Source organism: Pseudoalteromonas sp. APC 3250 (genome assembly GCF_030407915.1).
Classification (GTDB): domain Bacteria; phylum Pseudomonadota; class Gammaproteobacteria; order Enterobacterales; family Alteromonadaceae; genus Pseudoalteromonas; species Pseudoalteromonas tetraodonis.
On the sequence record NZ_JASDCM010000002.1, the window covers coordinates 158,650 to 177,192 of the forward strand.

Below are 18,543 nucleotides of genomic sequence, written 5' to 3' on the forward strand. Positions count from 1 at the left end.
GTGGTTTTAACCTCTGCTTTTATAATTGAAGCCCCAAATTAATCTTCGATTATGTCCATTATTTTATCGTAATCCACATCAACAGGTTCTGGATCAGGGGCGCCAGTCACAAGAAAAGATAAGTAATCTGTAAAGCTTTTAAACTTAGACACTTCTTGGCCATATGTTTCAGTTAAAAATAGACCGACCTCACCCGCACGTTCAGATTCTTTGGAAAACAAAAAGTAATAACCACCACCATCGTATGTATTAATCACCAAACCAAATTTTGGAACTGGTAAATAATTTTCTTTTTCATATGACTTAACGTGATGTATGGTGTTTAGATTGACAGCTGAATATTTTTTGAATCTATAGTTATCATCTGGAAGCCCTTGAACCCCCCCGCCAAACCATGATGCAAAACCAAAATTTGATAAGAAATATTTATAATCATTTGGCAAAGTTATCCCAAAATCCATTTCAAGAGACGCAATTTCTTCATCAGAAGCCCCACCCGCTCTATCATCATAATTTTTCAACAACTTGGCTTCGCCAATAAGCCTTGCTATTTTTTCATTCTTCACTATAAAAACTCCCAGTTATTTAAATTAGACAAAGAGGGACCATCACCACTTGCATAAGGACACTTACCTTCAGCGTACCAATGTAATTCTTTATTTTTTTTACTATGGTACTCATCAGGTAGTAATTCTAGATTTTCTAGTTTATTCGGATCTTCGTTACTTTCACATCTAAATATAGGCTTCTTGTGATGTACATTATACCCTCTAGGTACCTCACCTTTATATTCCATGTACTCTAATTCATCTTTGCTAAAGTACTCATGTGCGATGTGATTATCGTTGTTTAAAGCGGCATTTGCATAGCTAGATATATACTCAGCCCTCTTAGGTGGAAAAGCTTTCCTAGCGATCTCTACTTCACCCACTGTACGTTTATGATATTTAGTCGGTTTTGAATTAGGGCTGAGTTTTACACGCTTACTGTTAATAACATGCTGTTCAGCAAATTGTGCTGTGCTTATAACCTCTGTACTAATAACTTCACCTGATGTACTCATTTTATTGAGTTTAATTAAGCCATTATCTTCATCAAGGCCTGCAATATCATATACATGCTCTTTTCTATATTTAGCACCCTCTGCTGTATATTTAAGAGTCGATTTTTGTGGGTCGTTAATAACTGCACTTGCAATCGCAATTTCTAGAATTTTATTTTTTATAGCTTCATCAATACCACCTGAAGAAACTAAATTAGAAAGCATTCTATCAAGCCTTTCTTCACCCTCTTTACACAACAACCCAAACGGGTCCACCCAATTAACCGGATTCGGCGCATATTGGTAATGATTGATTCCACCCACTAAACCAATCGGGTCTTGATTTATAAATCGTTGTTGTTTGGGGCTGTAGTAGCGGTAGCGGTTGTAGTGTAAGCCACTCTCGATATCTAAATATTGCCCTTGAAAGCGTATAGGCTGAGTGAAGGTATTTGTAGTGCTTACCTCTGGTTCTTCGTAGCCATACACATCGGCTTGGTTTTCCCACACGACTTCTGCTTTGTTGTTGGTTACAAAACGTGGAGTATTCAGTTGGTCTAGGTGGTAGTAGTACACCTCGCCTTGTTTAATCAGCGCGACTGGGTGAAATTGATTTGGCAGGTTAATATACCAAGTATATTCACCGTGTTGGTATTCGCCAATTAACTGGTCGTTATCCCAAATGTAGTCAATTTTACCCTGCTCGGTGTGCTTGGCGATACGACGCCCCAGTGGGTCGTAATCGTATTGGGTAAGCGTGCCGTTATTATTAAAGCAACTTAGCTGATTAAATGCATTGTACTCGCGGCGGGTTTTTATACCTTTACCGGTTTCGCGTATTTGGTTACCGAATTCATCATAATGAAAGTCGCTGTCGCCGAAATGGGTTAGGCGGTCGGCATCAGTTGTGCCTGTAATAACATCATCATTATCAGTTAAATCACTTGAAGTTGTATCAGCCTCATCACTATTCGATGCTAACTCTTTATACTCACTATGAATAACATTACGTGTGCTTTCTGACTGACTGCTTTCAATCTTATTGCTGGCGTCAATAGCATCGCTATTATCATTGTGCTGAGTCGTTTGCTGCTCGGCTAATTCGTTATTTTGTACCCTTGACTGGCTAACTGGGTTACCAAAGCTATCCCACTGGTATTGCGTGGTTGCATCAACCTCAGAACTTACTAGGTTTTGCTGAATTAACTGACCAAGGCTGTTGTACTCAAAATTAATATTGTGGCTGCTAACGCCTTGCTCTTTACGCGCAATAAGTTGGTTTACGCTGTCGTAATTGTACGTACAGGTATCAAATAGCGCTTGCGCAGGATGGGTTAACTGCTGCCGTGTTAAGCGGTTAAATACATCAAACTGTTGAGTAAGAGTTACATCATTACCAAATTGTTGAGTTTGAATATTACCTTGACTGTCATAGCTAAGCGCTGCAAGTTCAACAACATTGCTATTGGCTTGCTGTAAGTGAATAGCACTTAGCTGACCAAATTTATTGTAGCTGTAGTTAAGCGTGCTTGAGTCTGGCAGCGTCAGTGTTTGGCGTCTGCCGTAGTCGTCGTAGCTGTATTTTAAGGTGTGCGCTTGTTGCTGGTTATGTACTTGCTCGGCATGCAGTAACCGCCCGCCTTTATCAAACTGCTGCTTTAAGGTTGATTGTGCATTATGCGCACGGGTAATTTTACCTTGCAGGTTATAGCTGTAGTAATTGGCGTTATTAACGATGTGAGTATCGGTTGCCAAACTTGCATGCTGCGCAATCACGCGGCCTAATTTATCACGCTCTATTTTTACATGGCGTTTATCACTTTGTGTAACCGAGGTTAAGCGGTTGCAAGCATCGTATTTATATTGCTGTAGCGTACCGTCAAACCCAGTTACTTGAGTTGGGTTTTCGTTAGCGTCATAGCTTATACGGTATACATGGCCGTCGCTACGTTCGATAGCGGTTAGGTTACGCTCTTTATCGTAAGTTAAATGCAGTGCACTGCCATCGGGCTGAATAACACAATGTGGCTGGCTTAGCCCTTCAAAGTGTTGCTCGGTGGTATCACCCTTACTGTTTTGCGAGCTAATTAACCGCCCTGCATCATCGTAACTAAAATGTTGATGCTGTTTGTTCTCGGGGTCTTTTTCGTCAAAGGCAATGGTTTGCGCAAGTTGGCCGTGCTCATTGTATTTATATTGAGTCAGCAAACCTATGTTATTAATGGTGGCATTTACACGGCCTAAACTGTCGTAACTGTAACGAATAAGCTCATCGTTATGGTGCTTGGCTAAAAGCTCGCCTTGCTCGTTCCATACAAATTTAGTGACTTGACCATCTTTATTTATGTGTTGGGTTAGCTGGCCAAATTTGTCATAGCTATAAAGTACGGTGCGACCGTCGCCAAAGGTTTCACTTTGCAGCAAACCCGCCACGCTGTATTTACGGGTTATAGTTTGGCCATCAGGCAAGGTGGTTAATACACGCTGACCCAATTGGTTATAAGCAAATTTTGTGACACTGCCATCTGGCTGCGTTATTGATTCTAACTGGCCGTAAGGGGTATAGCTGTATTTTATTTCACTGCTGTCTGGCTTTATTTCAGTAACTTTTTGACCTTGCGCGTTATAGCGGTATTGCCACACATTACCATTAGGGTCGGTGTGCTTAACTAACTTACCTTGCGCGTTATGTACAAAGTGTTCTTTATGCCCACGCGAATCTATACAGGTTGTTTCACCAGCGTCTACATTATATTCAAACTGATACGTATAAGTGTTGTTATCGCCCCACTGTTTTATACACTTAGCACTCGATGAGTAACTGTCCCATTCAAAATGATGGCTAAAACCACTGGCACGAGTACGCTTAGTTAATAAGTTAGCGGCGTTATAGCCATAATGCTCTGTTTCACCTTGTTGATTGGTCGCGCGAACGAGGTTTTTGTTTTCATCATAATCATATTGCGCAAGTAACGGCGTTAGTAATACTGGCTTGTTGTTATCAACTGTACGATAAGCCGAAATGTTTGCCAGCAACCCTTGCGGGTTATATTTTAAAATACAGCCTCGCGCTTTATTTACCTCAACGCGATGCAAGCGCTCTTTCGCATCGTAATAAAAACCAATACTTTGGCCTTTTTCGTTAATCACTTTTTCGAGCAACCATGAGTTTTCGCCAGCTTTAAACGTAAGATGCTGATCATCTGGGGTTACCAATACTTGCTTACCATTAGTTTGGTAATGCAAAGCCAAATTACTGCTTAGCTGATAGCTCGATTGCCCCGGTTTTACTTTTTCAAAGCGGTGTTTAGCGCCATGCTCATCTTGGTATTCTAACCAGTAGGTGCCTTTTTGTTTTGGGCCTACTTTAGGTGGCGGTAAGTAATGCTCAGTTAACTGCACCATAAAGTCATGTCGCCAACCATTACCCATTACACTACAAACATCCGCATGCGATGAACGGTATAGGCGTCGCCAAATTAATTGTTTACTCCCTGCTAGGGTGAAATCAATAAGCGGCAGTATTTCTTCACCTGAGAGCATAGAAACCGGATCAGAGCGGCATTCTTGTTTAGTGATAGGTTCTTCACTAGGGGTATTATTACTTGCACCGCCACTGTTTTTAGCCGGCGCTTGAGAGGCACTTTTACCTGAAGCTGTTGAACTGCTTTTACTACTTGGCTTTTTACCTGCTGCGCCGCTATTGGTGTTATCGCTTACTTGAATAGCCGACTTAGCTTTTTGGTGATAACAACTAATTTTATCTGCAACCAAAGCTTGGGTTAATACACTCGCGGTTTCGCGTGCAGACGCACCGCGCGAACAGCTCACTCCTGCAAGGTTAAGCAAGTTAATTACGTCTAAACGTTTAGCGGCGTCGCTAGTAAGCGCACTGCCGACTTGCGCAATTTGATTTTTGGCACTTTCAGGCGTGTTAGCTGCTACAGCAACAAAGCCCGACGGCGCAGAACCTTTACCAGCGACGAGGCAAATTGGGTAACTTATTCCTTGTAAAACAACGGTATTACTTTGCATTAGCTGTCTACTTCCTCACTTATCCATAAGTATGATGCTGCACCTTGATGCTTAGCTTGCTCTTGGGAGAGCATTAATGCATAACTAAAATGCTCAACAATTGCAGGGCTTGTGGTTAATTGGTACAAATTAACTAACCCTTCTAGTGCGCCTATTTTCCCTAATTTATAATTGGGTAGTTCGTAATTTGTGTGCTCATCAATTAAGCTAGTAAGTAGCTGTAAATTGTTTAGCCAACTATCATCATCTACCCCATTTCCTGGTGCAAAAATTAGATCAATCTTATTCTCTGTTTGTTCAGCTAATCGCGTAAGCATACCTGCTAGCTGATTATGTTTGCTAAAATCAATAGATGCTGCAATCTCATGGCTTACCTGCGACCACCCGCAAGGCACCATTTCAACTACAGCCAACGCACCACCTACACCTTGATATACAAACTGCTGCTGTTTATTTGCTTTAAAAGTTGCATCTAAAGCAATTACATTAAATTTTTGCCATTTTTTTTCACCGGCCAAAGCTATAGCAGAGTGTGCACCTGTTGTTCCATGAAAAATCAGCTCACTGCTATGATCGGGGTATAACTGTTGTAAGCTTTGAGCTAATAACTGTTTGAGCTCATCTTGAAATGATAATGCCGGTAGTAACCAAATCATCGGCAATGTGCTGTCGGTGACTTCTGCCATTAATTCTTTAGATTTAATTATGCAATCGTAAACACAGGCATCCCAAGACTGCCATTGCAACTCATTAAAAACAGCACTGTTATCGTCAAATAATAATGCATCTACGCTGCTAATATTTGGGACAGAAAAGCATGTCATCTCGATTGAAAATGCACTCATGATGCCACCTCGTCCTGAGTTTTATTGGCAGCGAGATGTTGATAATAGCGATATAAATTAAACACCCCTTGGCTATAGCTATCCATGGCCGATAAATAAATGGCATTAGGCACTTCATCAAGAGGGTGCCCTGCAATCAGTCGTAAACTCGACATGGCGGTTTCATATTTAGGCCAGTTATGTTTTAACTGCTGCTGAAAATTTATTAGCGCGCTTTCATCACCTTGCCAAGCGAGTCGCTGGATATCGTATTCCACTAGCTGATCGAGTTTATCACCTAACATGCGCCTTATTAGCGCAATAATTAACGCGGGTTGCTCTACTTGTTGTAATAGAGAATTGGCTAAAACAATCAGTTTTACAAAACCGCTTTGTAATAAAATATGCAATGTATGATCAACCGATAAGGTATTACTGGCATGATTGCTTAAGCTATTTACTTGCTCAAAATTTAACGACAACAAAAATAACGACATTAAGGGTGATAGATGGGCTTGCTCACTTAATGCATCAAAAATAGCCGTTAGTATCTGTGAGTCGTGGTGCTGCGCAAGCTTGGTAATTTTATTTATCGTTGCCAGTGTTTGCGGGGCAATCTCTTCCTCAGCACTGTAAGCAAAAAACAAGGTGTTTAAATTTAATAGCCGAATTAAGTTAAAGCTATGCTGTTGAATAACGACTTTATTTATAATGATTTTAAAAAAGGTACTCAGCGCTGGCTCATTAAGTAATTCATTTATAAATATAATATTTTTATTTTGTGGCAAGTTAGCCATGACTTCAATACATGCTTGGGCAACTAATTCATCGTTTTTGGTGTTAGTTATTATTTCGACTAGTTGCTCAGTGGTGGGCAATTCAAAGTTATTTTTTTGATTATTGTTTTTTGCGTTTACCCAACAGCTTTCTAATAGCGTTTTTCTTAAATAACGAACATGACCTACACACGTAAACGGGCACAGTTGAGCATTACTAATTTGTAGTAATTGTGCTTGATGATCACTTAAATAGGTCGCTAGCAAAGTTAACCACCAATTAACACGGTTGGGTTGCCCACAACGATTTTTCCGCCGTGGCCACTATCATCGCCCATTCTGGCGGCAGGTTTACCATTAATTTGAACACTACCCGAGCCTGTTTTTACGCTGTCTGGCGGGCCAACACACACTATCATATCGCCTTTGCGGGCAGCGGGCATGCCACCTATTAACACATTGCCAGAGCCAGCAACTATAGGTCCACCCACATGTGGAACTTTAGCGGTCACTTTAGGGCATACATGCATATGACCAATTGTAGCAGCGGGTTTACCCATTTTGACTCCTTGTCGTGTCTTTGTTGGTTTATGAAATGCTATTCATAAAGCGGGATAACTAATAGCTTGTTGCTGGTTACCAGTAGCGAAATTTCTTCAATTAACTCATCTTTACTGTGATCAGAAAGTGCCACAGCGCTTTGAGTTGCATATTGATATAAGTTTGAAATTACATTTTCACTATTAAGTGCATCACTTAAATGAATAAAAAACTGCTGTGCATAATAGCCATTCATGGCTTTTAAATGACTTAAAGCCGGGCTTAGTAATGGATCGTCTGGCCTGTTTATCGGTAAACACACTAAATGAGGTAAACCATAACGACAGTAAACAACGTGCCCGTTATTTGCAATGCCGTTTCTAAATCCTGATTGAAAGTTATTGACTATTTCCATCATTAATTTAACTTAATTACACCAGCAGATAAGGTAATGGCACTGCCATCTACTTTTACATTACTGCCTTTAATATCAATGTTTGTACCTTCAATAGTAATATTGCCACTACTGCTCATTTTAATTTGCGCAGAGCCTGTTTTTATCACTATTTCGTCACCCGCTTCAATATTAAGTGTTTTACCGACTTTTAAGGTGTCATTTTCACCCATTTCAGCAACACGGTTAGCTGTGACTTTGAGATTATCGTTATTGAGGATTTCAACATTACGGTCGTTATCTATTTTTTCGTTTTGATCGTTTTTAACGTAAAGCTGTTTATCTTTTTCGGCTTGCATATACACAAGCTCGCTGCCTTTTTTATCCTCAAAACGTAATTCATTAAAATTATCTGCCCCACCTTCTTTAGTTGAGCGGGTTTTAATACCACTTTGCGTTTTTTCGCCAGGTAATGCGTACGGAGGCATTAGGTCTGCATTATAAACAGCACCGCTTATTATAGGTTGATCTGGGTCGCCATTAATAAAGTCGACGAGTACTTCTTGACCTACGCGGGGAAAGAAAAAGGCGCCCCACTTTTTGCCAGCCCAGTTTTGTGCAACTCGGATCCAGCATGAACTTTTAGAGTCTTTTTTACCTTCACGATCCCAATCAAATTGCACCTTAACGCGGCCATATTGGTCAATCATAATTTCATCGGCGCTATCACCCGTTACTATGGCTGTTTGTACGCCGTTGATAACCGGTTTCTTTTTGCTCACTTGCGCTCTGTATGGAATGTCTTTTGGCACACATTCAAAGTGGTTAGAATACACTTCTTCACTCGATGCTTGTGCAGCGCCTGATTGGTTTGGTACCACAATCGACGTCATCATCGAGGTGATAGCAAAGGTTTTACCTTCAAGGCGTGGGTCTTCATGTTTTTTGAAACTAAACAGTTTACCAACAGAAAATGAGCGGCAGTCACTGCGCCCGCTCGAGAGCTTCATGTCTCTTTGCAGTGACTCTAGTTGAACTGATGCCAAATTAGCCGCGCGGGGATGACACTCTGCTTCAGCTGTATATTCAAAAATTTCTGATACCGATTGGGTCGGTAATTCTGCGTTTGCTTGCTCTGCATCAGGGTAACGTGATGGCTGTTTAAAATCGTAGCCCAAACGTTTGAAACTACCTGGCGCTAAGCTTAATCCGCCCTGCCAACGCGAAACATGAGACTCACTTAAATGGCCAGTTGAATGAACAACTTTAGCCTCACCACACATTTCATATGCGGTAATATCATCTGCTAAAACTAATGTATGGTTACTTTTTGTATGCTCAAAGAAGTAAAAAATCCCCTCGCTTTGTAATAAGCGTTGGATAAAGTCAAAATCTGACTCTTGGTATTGCACACAGTATTCGTATTTGGGGTAGGTTTTACTGGTTTTATCTGAAAAAGCCACATTGTGTTGGCCAAACAAATCAGCAAATATATCTTTAATTGTTTTCTTTTGGAAAATGCGACTGTTTTTACGATTACGCATAGAAGCGGCAAAAGGCACAATGGTAGCTTGATAATCAATGTAATTTTTTTGCTCATCAACATCCGCCGTACGGCTTCCGTTAGAAACAAGCTGACTCACGATACCGTGATAATAACGCTCTCCGCCACCCTCGGCATTTTTTACCTTGATAGAAACAGGCTTGCCAACCAGATCTTCATGTGCAATTTGTTGGCCTATGGTGTACATATTGACCGACATAACAAACAAATCTGACATGGCTTCTTGCGCAACGAAGCGTGTTAAATAAAGGGCGTCTTTACCAACAGGAGTACTAATTTGAATTACGTTTTTATCTTGTGTTGCTTTTTGCATTCCTTGCTTTTCCCATCCTGAAGATCAAAAAAAGCCCTGGGCAAAGCCCAGAGCTACAATCGGGTAACAAATATTACATTTGTTGACCTTTAACACCGCTGTAACCATATACAAGTGGTGCAGTGATGTTGTTTTGGTCGTCAGTAGGTGTAACAGTCATCATCATTTCAGTGTAGCTGATAGTGATTGTTTCAATTGGACGGTCGTTTTGAACTGATACTGAGTAGCTAGAGATCATGGCATCTGTAAGTTCGATTTTCATGATTTCTTCAACTTTATCACCTTGTTTAGTGATATGGAAAACAGCAGGTAGACCTTTACCAATAGTTGCTTCTTTGAAAAGATCCGGAGATGCTTTATCTTGAAGTTTAGTAATAGTCACATCGCCTAAACGAGTAGAGCTAGATTCACGATCCATCGCCGTACCAGTCGCTGCGCTAATTTCACGGCTAACGTTCCAATCTAAAGATAAAACTGTAATTAAATCTTTGAAAGACTCAGCAGTAGTTTCGCCTTTGATTGAACCGTATTTTAAATATGTATTTGCTTGCATTTGATAATGCTCCTTTTTATTAAACAATATTATCCATTATGTGGATTCGTTTACTTTGGTTACCCAAAATTCCTTGAAATCATTATCTTTAAAACAGCAATGAAAAGGTCTTCAGAATTCCTTTCCCTAGATGAAGACAATGTCTCAAAAATTCCTTGTTTCTATATAAGACACACGAATTATAATGCCCTAAAACTAAAGAAACAACCTTAAAAACAAGTTATTTTGAATTAACTTTAGCTAATTCAACATCGAACTCATTATCTTTAATTAACAATGAGATAGATGTTACTTTTTCACCTTCAACCATGCTTGAAAGCAAGATCTCAGACAATAGAGGTAGTACTTTATTCTGTAATATCGTGTGAATATTTCGTGCACCCGATCCGGCATTTTGACAATTTGCAATAATGTGCTCAATCACATCATCGTTATACGTTAATTGCGCATCATAGTGCTTTTTAACACGCTTAATTATTTTACTAATTTGCAACGCAGCAATCTGGGTAAGAATTTCATCACTTAACGGAATATATGGAATTACGTTAATTCGTCCTAAAAATGCAGGCTTAAATGCCCCTAATAAATCATCTTGTAGTGCTTTTAATAAGCCTTTAATACTTGGCTTACTTTCTTCATCTTCAAATAAACTCATTGTGGTATCAGTACCCACATTTGAGGTCATAATAATGATGGTATTTTTAAAGTCGATGTCTCGGCCTTCACCGTCTTTTATGGTGCCTTTATCGAATACTTGATAGAAAATATCTTGCACGCCTGGATGGGCTTTTTCCATTTCATCTAGCAGCACCACACTATATGGTTTTCTTCTTACTGCTTCGGTTAAAATACCGCCTTCGCCATAACCAACATAACCTGGAGGTGAGCCAAGTAGTAATGACACTTTATGCTCTTCTTTAAACTCAGACATGTTGATAACCGTTACGTTATCTTCACTGCCATACACTTCTTGTGCTAGTGAAAGTGCGGTCTCTGTTTTACCCACTCCGCTTGGGCCTGCCAGCATAAATATACCATTAGGGCGACTTTCATCTGCAAGCTGAGCACGGGAGGTTTGTACTACTTTAGACATAAGTTCAAGCGCATGATCTTGGCCAACTACGCGTTGTTTCATTTGCTCAGCTAAATTTAAAATGCCATGAATTTCGTCTTCATGCATTTTACCAACAGGAATACCAGTCCAATCAGAAATAACCTGTGCAATCAACTCTTCATCAACTTGCCAATGCACCATATTATGTTCGTACGAGGCTAGCTTAAGCTTGCTTTCTTTTAACTGCTCAAGTACTTCAACAGAAGAGTCTGCATCGTTGGTGTTAATCGATTCAAGCGCTTGGTTTAATTCTGCAACGATGCCTTTTTCAACGTTGAACTGCTCATTTAATGGTTCAAGTTGCTGTTCAATCTCAACTAGTTCAGATTTAAGTGCTGATAATTGTTCGCTGTGATCTAAACCGGTTTTTTGCTCACGATTTAACATTAAAACTTGCGCTTCAATTTCACTAAGTCTATTCATTAACTGCTCAATCGCATTAGGTGTCGATGCTTGGCTCATAGCAACGCGTGCACAGGCTGTATCTAGTAGAGCAACGGCTTTGTCTGGTAGTTGTCTAGCAGTAATGTATCTGTGTGATAAATGGACTGCGCTTTCTAGTGCTTGCTCTGAAATAAACACTTTATGATGCTTTTCCATAACAGGAACTAAACCACGTAGCATAGCAACCGCTTTTTCTGGCGTTGGCTCTTCAACCTTTACCACTTGGAAACGACGTGTTAGTGCAGCATCCTTTTCAAAAAACTTTTTATATTCAGCCCACGTTGTTGCTGCAATTGTACGTAATTCCCCTCTTGCTAAAGCAGGTTTTAGTAAGTTAGCCGCATCGTTTTGACCCGCTTGTCCGCCACTACCAATCATAGTGTGAGCTTCATCTATAAAAAGAATCACAGGGTCAACAGCGTTTTTAACTTCGTTAATTAACGACTTTAAGCGATTTTCAAACTCACCTTTCATGCCCGCACCTGCTTGAAGCAAAGCCAAATCTAGGCTGTGCAACTTAACGTTTTGTAATACTGCAGGTACGTCTTTTTGGGCAATTCTTAGGGCAAGTCCTTCAACCACAGCGGTTTTACCTACACCCGCTTCACCCGTTAAGATTGGGTTGTTTTGACGACGTCTAGTTAAAATATCAACCATTTGACGTATTTCAAAATCACGACCTAGAATAGGGTCTATTTTCCCCGCTTTTGCTTGAGCGGTTAAATCAACTGTAAATTGATCTAAACTCGGTGTTTTAGATGAACCATTTGCAGGTGTTGTAGCACTTGCAGTGCTGGTATTACGTTCTTGCGATTGGGCAACAATTTCAGGCCATGCGTGTAACAGTTGTCCAGGTTCTATATTATTGAAAAGCTTACTACAACGCGTTACTAAACTAGACAAGGTATCGTCTTTTGTGAGCGTGTAAATAACGTAAGCACTACGAATTTGCTCATCGGTGAACTCAATACTGGTACTTAACCATGACTGCCTTAATAATGTAGTCACATGCACTGATAGGCTAGGCGATGAATCACTGCCCGTTTTAAATGACTCTAGTGATTGGTTTAAATCTTGCTTTACCTGATCAATATCAATATCGAAAGAACCGAATATGAGTCTAACATCGTCTAGTTGCTGCTCAATCATAGCTAACAACCAATGCTCTAATTCAACCGTAAAATGGCTGCGGCTATTACATATTGCAACAGCTGCCTCTAAGCTTTTTCTACAATCTGGACTTAGTTTTTCAACTAATTTATTTAATGTCATCGTTGACATACGCTGTTCCTTTTAATTTTTAATTATCCTTTAAACGATAACTTAATAGGGTTAAATTTAGGGGTGTTTTTACTCGCCATTAAAAAGCTATTAGCGCCAAGTTGGCATTCCCGTTTAGACAACTGCACCGCATCAAGTTGTTGAAAATCTGATTCGATGATAAGTCGAAATGAAATCGCATTGCCCGCATAATCTTTTACAATCTTTGTAGCTAACTCAAATAACTTGCCTTTCGGTAACAAGGATTTTGCTTTATCAATATCAGTAGTGCTGATATGAATCTCAATATTAGAAGAAATATCCCATATCTTTTTACCTATTACGGTATCAACGCCTAAGCGAGCATGTTGTCCCTCATATAGGCGCTCACTTGCTAAACAAGTTTGTTCTTGTGGCTTCAAATCATGCCACTTTCCTACCATTTGTTTGATGACAACATCACAACCAAGGTAAGAGCTCAATACACTTTTTAAATCAAAAGCGTTGCGAATTTTTCGGCTATAAAGGCCTGAAAAGTGCAACTGATGATCATTGTAGCCGCCACTTAAAAGTCCCAATATTTGTGTATATGGGTCTTTGTTTTTATCTTTGTTCACATGATTTAAAGACGGCTTATATTTTTTCCACGCTCGATAATATAAAGACACCAAACGATGATTAAACATATCGTAAAAGTCACGCATGGTGGTATCTTTATAGCGAAGACGCTGCATCACCAGCTCGCTGTAAAATTGGGGTAAAGCACCCGAGCAACCCGTTAATCCCATAAAAGAGATCTGCATGTTGACTTTATGCAACCCATCTTCAAAGCTAGCTTGCTCTAATTTTGTGATAGCGTTACCTGGGTAACCAAATTTTTGTGTTGCGGTAAATTTAATTAACTCTTGCTTTGGGCTACTGTCATACCCTACATAGCGATACTCTAAGCAATGCTTTTTAAGCTGGTTTTCAATAATGAAAACAGCTTTATAAAAATCAACTTGTGACGCTTGAGAAATAATATGCTGGATCATATTAACGGGCTTTCCCCAACTCGAGCAGGCCATTGATAATACACTTGCTCTTGTTCTTTGAGCCTTAAACTAACACGCGTGAAGCTATTTATTGCCGCAAATTGTGCAAAGAAATGATCGAGGATAGAAGCAAAGAAAAACATACCACTTCCCGAAAAATCATCATTGGCAAAGGTAATTTCTATTTCGCTTCCCGTTGCGAAGCTTACTCGTCCTTTTTGTACAACACGCGCCGTTGCTGGTTCTACAATCACGCGGTAAATATTATCGATAAGGCCTTTTGTTTGCGGTGAAGCTCTAAAGTCATACAGCCGTAACACTTCTTTAAGCTTGTTACATGCATCATCTCCACTAAACGCATCAAGGGTTAAATGATTAACTAATTGCCAACGAGTTGCATCGGCTAATATCGGTCTAACTGCATGAGTAAATGGGATTAAACAACGTATTTTTTTTATTACATCACCACGTTCAGGCATTAAAAGTCCGAGTTCATCATCTCCAAAAGGCATGCTAGCAGGAAGGTTTCGATTACTGCAATTAGCACGTACTGTTAATACCGTGTTCCCTTCAGCATAATCCATAGCGCTATTTTCAAATCGTGCATCTACCAATGATAGAAACGATTCCGTACCTGACTCAACATAGCCACCGGCCCATGAGGCGGTTTCTCTGCGGATGTGCCAAAATAAATCATCATGGCCTTGGTATCGTGGATGAGTCTGCCCATAAAAAGGACACACTATTTGTTTGTTCCCTTTGTGATCAAACGCAATAACTTCTGAGATACCAATCACCTCTGAGATTTCAGAGTCCATATAGCGTGGTGTTAATTGGTATTCGTATTCACTCAGCTCAGGGCGAATCGGTTCTAGTTCTTGCTCAAACATATTGATAATGGGTGTACATCCCATTAAAAACATATTTTTGTCTACTTGCTTTTCAAGCTCGGTTGACTCTGAATCAAGGTAAATATACACACTGCATTTGTTAGACTTTTTAGGCAGTGATGAACGAATATTTTCAAGCTCAACAAAGCGAAACTTTTCCGGAAAGGTAAAGTTTTCCACCAGTAACCGATAACCAGCACTTGAGCGCTGCGAATAGGGCACCACCGCTTCATTTGCATCAAAGCCTACGGCTTTTAACTGGTTTTTAGAAAGGTACTTTATACCCTCTTCACCATTATCAAAAGCAATACCAATAGCGTGTTTAAATAATAGTTCATACACTTTAAGCGTATGATGCCATTGGCCATTTATAAATAATCGTAATTTTTCCAGCCCGGTTTCAGCTAATGATACACCCGGATATTCACCGGTTAGCTCAAGTTTAAAAATTGACTTAGCTTTTTCATGCCAACGAGGCTTAGGGGCAACAAACGGACTATTATCAAATTGGGCACTTGTGATCTCAACAGGCCATAAATAAGTTTCGTAACAGGTTTGAAACTTACATTGCTTCATCGACTCAACATTGGTTTCTACTTCACTGCCTCTTGGAATGACCACGCCCGTGGTGGACAGATTTTCAGCTTCTAATTTTACTACCGACATTGAAGGGATAGGCGCTTGATAGTCTGGCAGCATTTGCCCCAATAGAGCATCCGTTAGTTCAGGAAAGCTGTCATCTAGTTTTTGCCTAATATTTGCAGTTAAAAATGCGAACGATTCGATTAGCCTAGATACATGAGGGTCTTCAATATGGTCATCACTTAACTTTAATCGCCCGGCAACTTTAGGGTACTTTTCAGAAAAGTCTTTACCCATGTGGCGAACAAACGCTAGTTCGCGATTGTAGTACTTCAATAACTCATCGTTCATAAAGAGGCCTCAATAATCTTCATACCTAAATTAACTGGCTCAACTTCAGAATCAAAGCTAATAAATTCAGGTTCTGGATCGGCATACAACAAGGCGTTAATCCTTAGGTTTAATACTCTGTTCACGGGTACTTCATCATCGGTAAACACTTCTACTTCAATAAACCGTGGTTCAAATTTTAAAATTGTATTTCTTACGGTTTCGCATAAAAGTGCACGCCCTTCGTGAGAGCTTACAGACATACTTGAAAAATCAGGCAAACCATATGATAAACACGAAGTCGACAACTCAGCATATTGTGATGGCCAGGTATGCCACTGAATTCGAGCATTTAGCAGCGCTTCTATGTCTCTACGCACATTTTTTCTCAGCTCACTAATGCTGATCCCCTCAGTACGAGAAGGCGCATCTTGAAAGTCAGGCTCATCGTCAATGAGCCTATCTAAAATAGATGCTTGGAGTTGCTGCTTATGTTCAATCATAATCGTCTATTGCGCTTACTCTGCTGTTTCAACGGCGTTGATTTTTAGACTGGGAATGGTGATTGCCTCATCGTTGACAAATAACATTTTCATTCCTTTACCTACAATAAACTCATCTTGTAGTTCATCCCAATCAGAAACCTGACCTAACTTTTCAAGCTCAGTATTTGAGTTTGCATAAACCAGCGGTAAATGTGCCGTGCCTGAAGGACCGTCTTTGATAGTGATCTCAACACGTAACCAGATGCTCTCTAATAAAGACGCTACAGGTTCTACTTTTAATGTTTCAATTTCATTAAAGTTTGCAAGGTAAAACTTGCCATTCGTGCCTAGCACTTCCAAATATGGGCTTAAGCTATCATCTAAATCTCTAATTGCTGAATGCTCATCATCAACGCTTTCAAGACGAAGCGCTTCCATTTGTTTTGCAAGCGTTGCCGCTTCAGATGTTTCGCCTTCAAGTAGGGCTACGTGCATTTTTAAGAACAAGGTGTCTAGCTCATTAGCTTCATGAAAGAGTTTAGGAATACCCTTACCTTGATAAAAATCTACACGCGATTGTTGTGCGCGAATTAAATGCCTAAGGTTAACCGCACCTACAGCAAATTCAGGGTTCTTTTGCACCATAAAATCTAGCTGTTTATCTGCTTTTTCAAGTTCACCGTTAATGCAAAGTAATTCAGAATAAAGACTTCTAATATCAAAATTTAAAGGCTCATCTTGCAACTCTGTAGCGCAACATAATAAAGCATCAGCAAGTTTTCCCTCGCGAATTAAACTGTGTATTTTCTTCATGACTATTCCTTTATTTTATGATGAGGACTGAGCTCTGTTATTAACTTAATACTCGAGACCATTTGGTCTAACTGAAAATGGGGCTGTAACTGCAAAACCGAAAAGTAATGACCCGGATTAGCCTTGTTTTCACTTACTTTTATTTTTGCATTACTGAGTGGGTATTTACTTCTAATGTGCTCAGACGCAGAGTCTGACGCGGTTGTGTAGTTATTGATCCACGCTTGTAAATCTCTTTCACACGCTTGAGCCGTGCTATAAGAACCAACACGATCTCGGGCCAATAATTTTAAATAGTGCGCAAAGCGCGATACACATAAAATGTATTGCAACATAGACGATAAGCGCGCATTGATATTAGCAGCGCTTGAGTCGTAATTTTTTGTCTTTTGAACCGACGCATTACTGTAAAAAACAATATGTTCGGTATTTGTAACCGAAGAGGCTGGGATAAAACCGAGTTCAGAAAATTGCTTTTCAAACTTACTGGTTACTAACAAATCCAGTGGCGGCTTGGCTTCTTTTTGATAAGTATCATTAGCAAAACTATCGCGAGCTAGCCCTGTGACTAAGCCTTTTGACACTTTCCCTGGCTCTATACCACGTATATGCCCAAACCAGCCGCTATCGCAGTAAGCTCTGATTATTGTTGATACAAATTGATAGGCTGCATTTCCCCACAGCATATCTGTTTCTGGATTAATAATTTGTTCTTTGAAATAGAATTCTTGATGGCGCTTACCGTCATTAGCATAAGGCGGCCTAACTAGCACATGAGGGAGTGTAAAACCCATGAATCTAGCTTCTTCCATTTTTCTAAAGCTTTGCCATTTTATATATTCAGGCTGCTCAAAATGATTAAATAAATCAGAGTAATAACCTAAATCTGAAAAGCTATCAGCGCCAAATAAGTTAGCCGATGCCGAACATATAAAAGGAGAAAATGCGGCGGCAGCCGTTCTTGACACTTCTTTAATCGTATCTATATCGTTGTAAATAGTGCCCGCTGAGCAACCATTACTAATTTCATAATCACCAATCACAATACCAAAGGGCTCGCCGCCGGCACTGTCAAATTCGTTTTGATAGAGTAATTGAAAAAACGTACTTTGATCGAAATCTATCGCTTTATTTACGTCTTTTGAGAGCGTTGGCCAGTCACAATTAAGCAATTTAACTTTTACTTTTTTTTCTTTGTCTTGTTGCTCTGTTTGTAATAATAGCCACCATAAATTTCGCCAACTAGCTTCTAAATTTTGAAAGCTTTTTGCATGAATTATATGATTGAGTTGTGCAGAAATCAGTTGATCGAGTTCAATGATCACACGCTGTAAATAAGGACTCAATGACTCCTTATTCCAAGAAAGTGGAGAATCAGAAGAGCCTTCAAGCCATAATAATAACGCTTTATCTAGGTTTTTTTCGTTCAAAAACCTATCGAGTAAAGCGTCATTATCACTTATTCGAGACTGCGACTTTTGTTGAAAAGTGAAGTCTTGATTGATAAATGAAAACTCTTCGTGATTCATTCTATTGCATCATCCTTAATG

General features: G+C 39.8%; 14 protein-coding genes. All 14 read right to left on the bottom strand.

What is annotated here, in order from left to right:
- Positions 1 to 38 precede the first annotated feature (38 nt).
- Entirely contained in the window at positions 39 to 566 is a 528-nt protein-coding gene (locus QL986_RS03135; RefSeq protein ID WP_290191164.1) for an SMI1/KNR4 family protein, read from the bottom strand.
- The gene (locus QL986_RS03140) at positions 566 to 5,077 is read right to left on the bottom strand and encodes an RHS repeat-associated core domain-containing protein (protein WP_290191165.1); all 4,512 of its coding nucleotides are present in this window, start codon (positions 5,075 to 5,077) and stop codon (positions 566 to 568) included. Before QL986_RS03140 ends, QL986_RS03135 begins: the two co-directional genes overlap by 1 nt.
- Positions 5,077 to 5,922 (bottom strand): hypothetical protein, encoded by an 846-nt coding sequence (locus tag QL986_RS03145; RefSeq protein WP_290191166.1) that lies wholly within the window; start codon positions 5,920 to 5,922, stop codon positions 5,077 to 5,079. The genes QL986_RS03140 and QL986_RS03145 overlap by 1 nt, the downstream gene beginning before the upstream one ends.
- Positions 5,919 to 6,944 carry a hypothetical protein gene (locus QL986_RS03150; protein WP_290191167.1) on the bottom strand — a complete coding sequence of 342 codons (1,026 nt, stop codon included), beginning with the start codon at positions 6,942 to 6,944 and terminating at the stop codon, positions 5,919 to 5,921. Before QL986_RS03150 ends, QL986_RS03145 begins: the two co-directional genes overlap by 4 nt.
- Before the next feature lie 2 nt (positions 6,945 to 6,946).
- On the bottom strand, positions 6,947 to 7,237 hold the full coding sequence (locus tag QL986_RS03155; protein ID WP_013462976.1) for a PAAR domain-containing protein: 291 nt from the start codon (positions 7,235 to 7,237) through the stop codon (positions 6,947 to 6,949).
- Between the two features lie 38 nt (positions 7,238 to 7,275).
- On the bottom strand, positions 7,276 to 7,635 hold the full coding sequence (locus QL986_RS03160; RefSeq protein WP_016900103.1) for a hypothetical protein: 360 nt from the start codon (positions 7,633 to 7,635) through the stop codon (positions 7,276 to 7,278).
- Entirely contained in the window at positions 7,635 to 9,488 is a 1,854-nt protein-coding gene (gene tssI, locus QL986_RS03165; protein WP_024602740.1) for a type VI secretion system tip protein TssI/VgrG, read from the bottom strand. Before tssI ends, QL986_RS03160 begins: the two co-directional genes overlap by 1 nt.
- A 73-nt stretch (positions 9,489 to 9,561) precedes the next feature.
- Positions 9,562 to 10,041 carry a type VI secretion system tube protein Hcp gene (locus tag QL986_RS03170; RefSeq protein WP_013462973.1) on the bottom strand — a complete coding sequence of 160 codons (480 nt, stop codon included), beginning with the start codon at positions 10,039 to 10,041 and terminating at the stop codon, positions 9,562 to 9,564.
- Positions 10,042 to 10,261: 220 nt separating this feature from the next.
- Entirely contained in the window at positions 10,262 to 12,880 is a 2,619-nt protein-coding gene (tssH, locus tag QL986_RS03175) for a type VI secretion system ATPase TssH (RefSeq protein ID WP_290191168.1), read from the bottom strand.
- 23 nt (positions 12,881 to 12,903) lie between these two features.
- Entirely contained in the window at positions 12,904 to 13,893 is a 990-nt protein-coding gene (tssG, locus tag QL986_RS03180; RefSeq protein WP_036955215.1) for a type VI secretion system baseplate subunit TssG, read from the bottom strand.
- The gene (tssF, locus tag QL986_RS03185; RefSeq protein WP_013462970.1) at positions 13,890 to 15,716 is read right to left on the bottom strand and encodes a type VI secretion system baseplate subunit TssF; all 1,827 of its coding nucleotides are present in this window, start codon (positions 15,714 to 15,716) and stop codon (positions 13,890 to 13,892) included. Before tssF ends, tssG begins: the two co-directional genes overlap by 4 nt.
- On the bottom strand, positions 15,713 to 16,198 hold the full coding sequence (gene tssE / locus QL986_RS03190; RefSeq protein WP_013462969.1) for a type VI secretion system baseplate subunit TssE: 486 nt from the start codon (positions 16,196 to 16,198) through the stop codon (positions 15,713 to 15,715). The genes tssF and tssE overlap by 4 nt, the downstream gene beginning before the upstream one ends.
- 15 nt (positions 16,199 to 16,213) lie before the next feature.
- Positions 16,214 to 16,993 carry a type VI secretion system accessory protein TagJ gene (locus tag QL986_RS03195; RefSeq protein ID WP_290191169.1) on the bottom strand — a complete coding sequence of 260 codons (780 nt, stop codon included), beginning with the start codon at positions 16,991 to 16,993 and terminating at the stop codon, positions 16,214 to 16,216.
- A 2-nt stretch (positions 16,994 to 16,995) separates the two neighbouring features.
- A complete protein-coding gene (gene tssC / locus QL986_RS03200) occupies positions 16,996 to 18,522 on the bottom strand; it encodes a type VI secretion system contractile sheath large subunit (protein WP_028834236.1) in 1,527 nt (508 codons plus the stop codon).
- Positions 18,523 to 18,543: the final 21 nt, after the last annotated feature.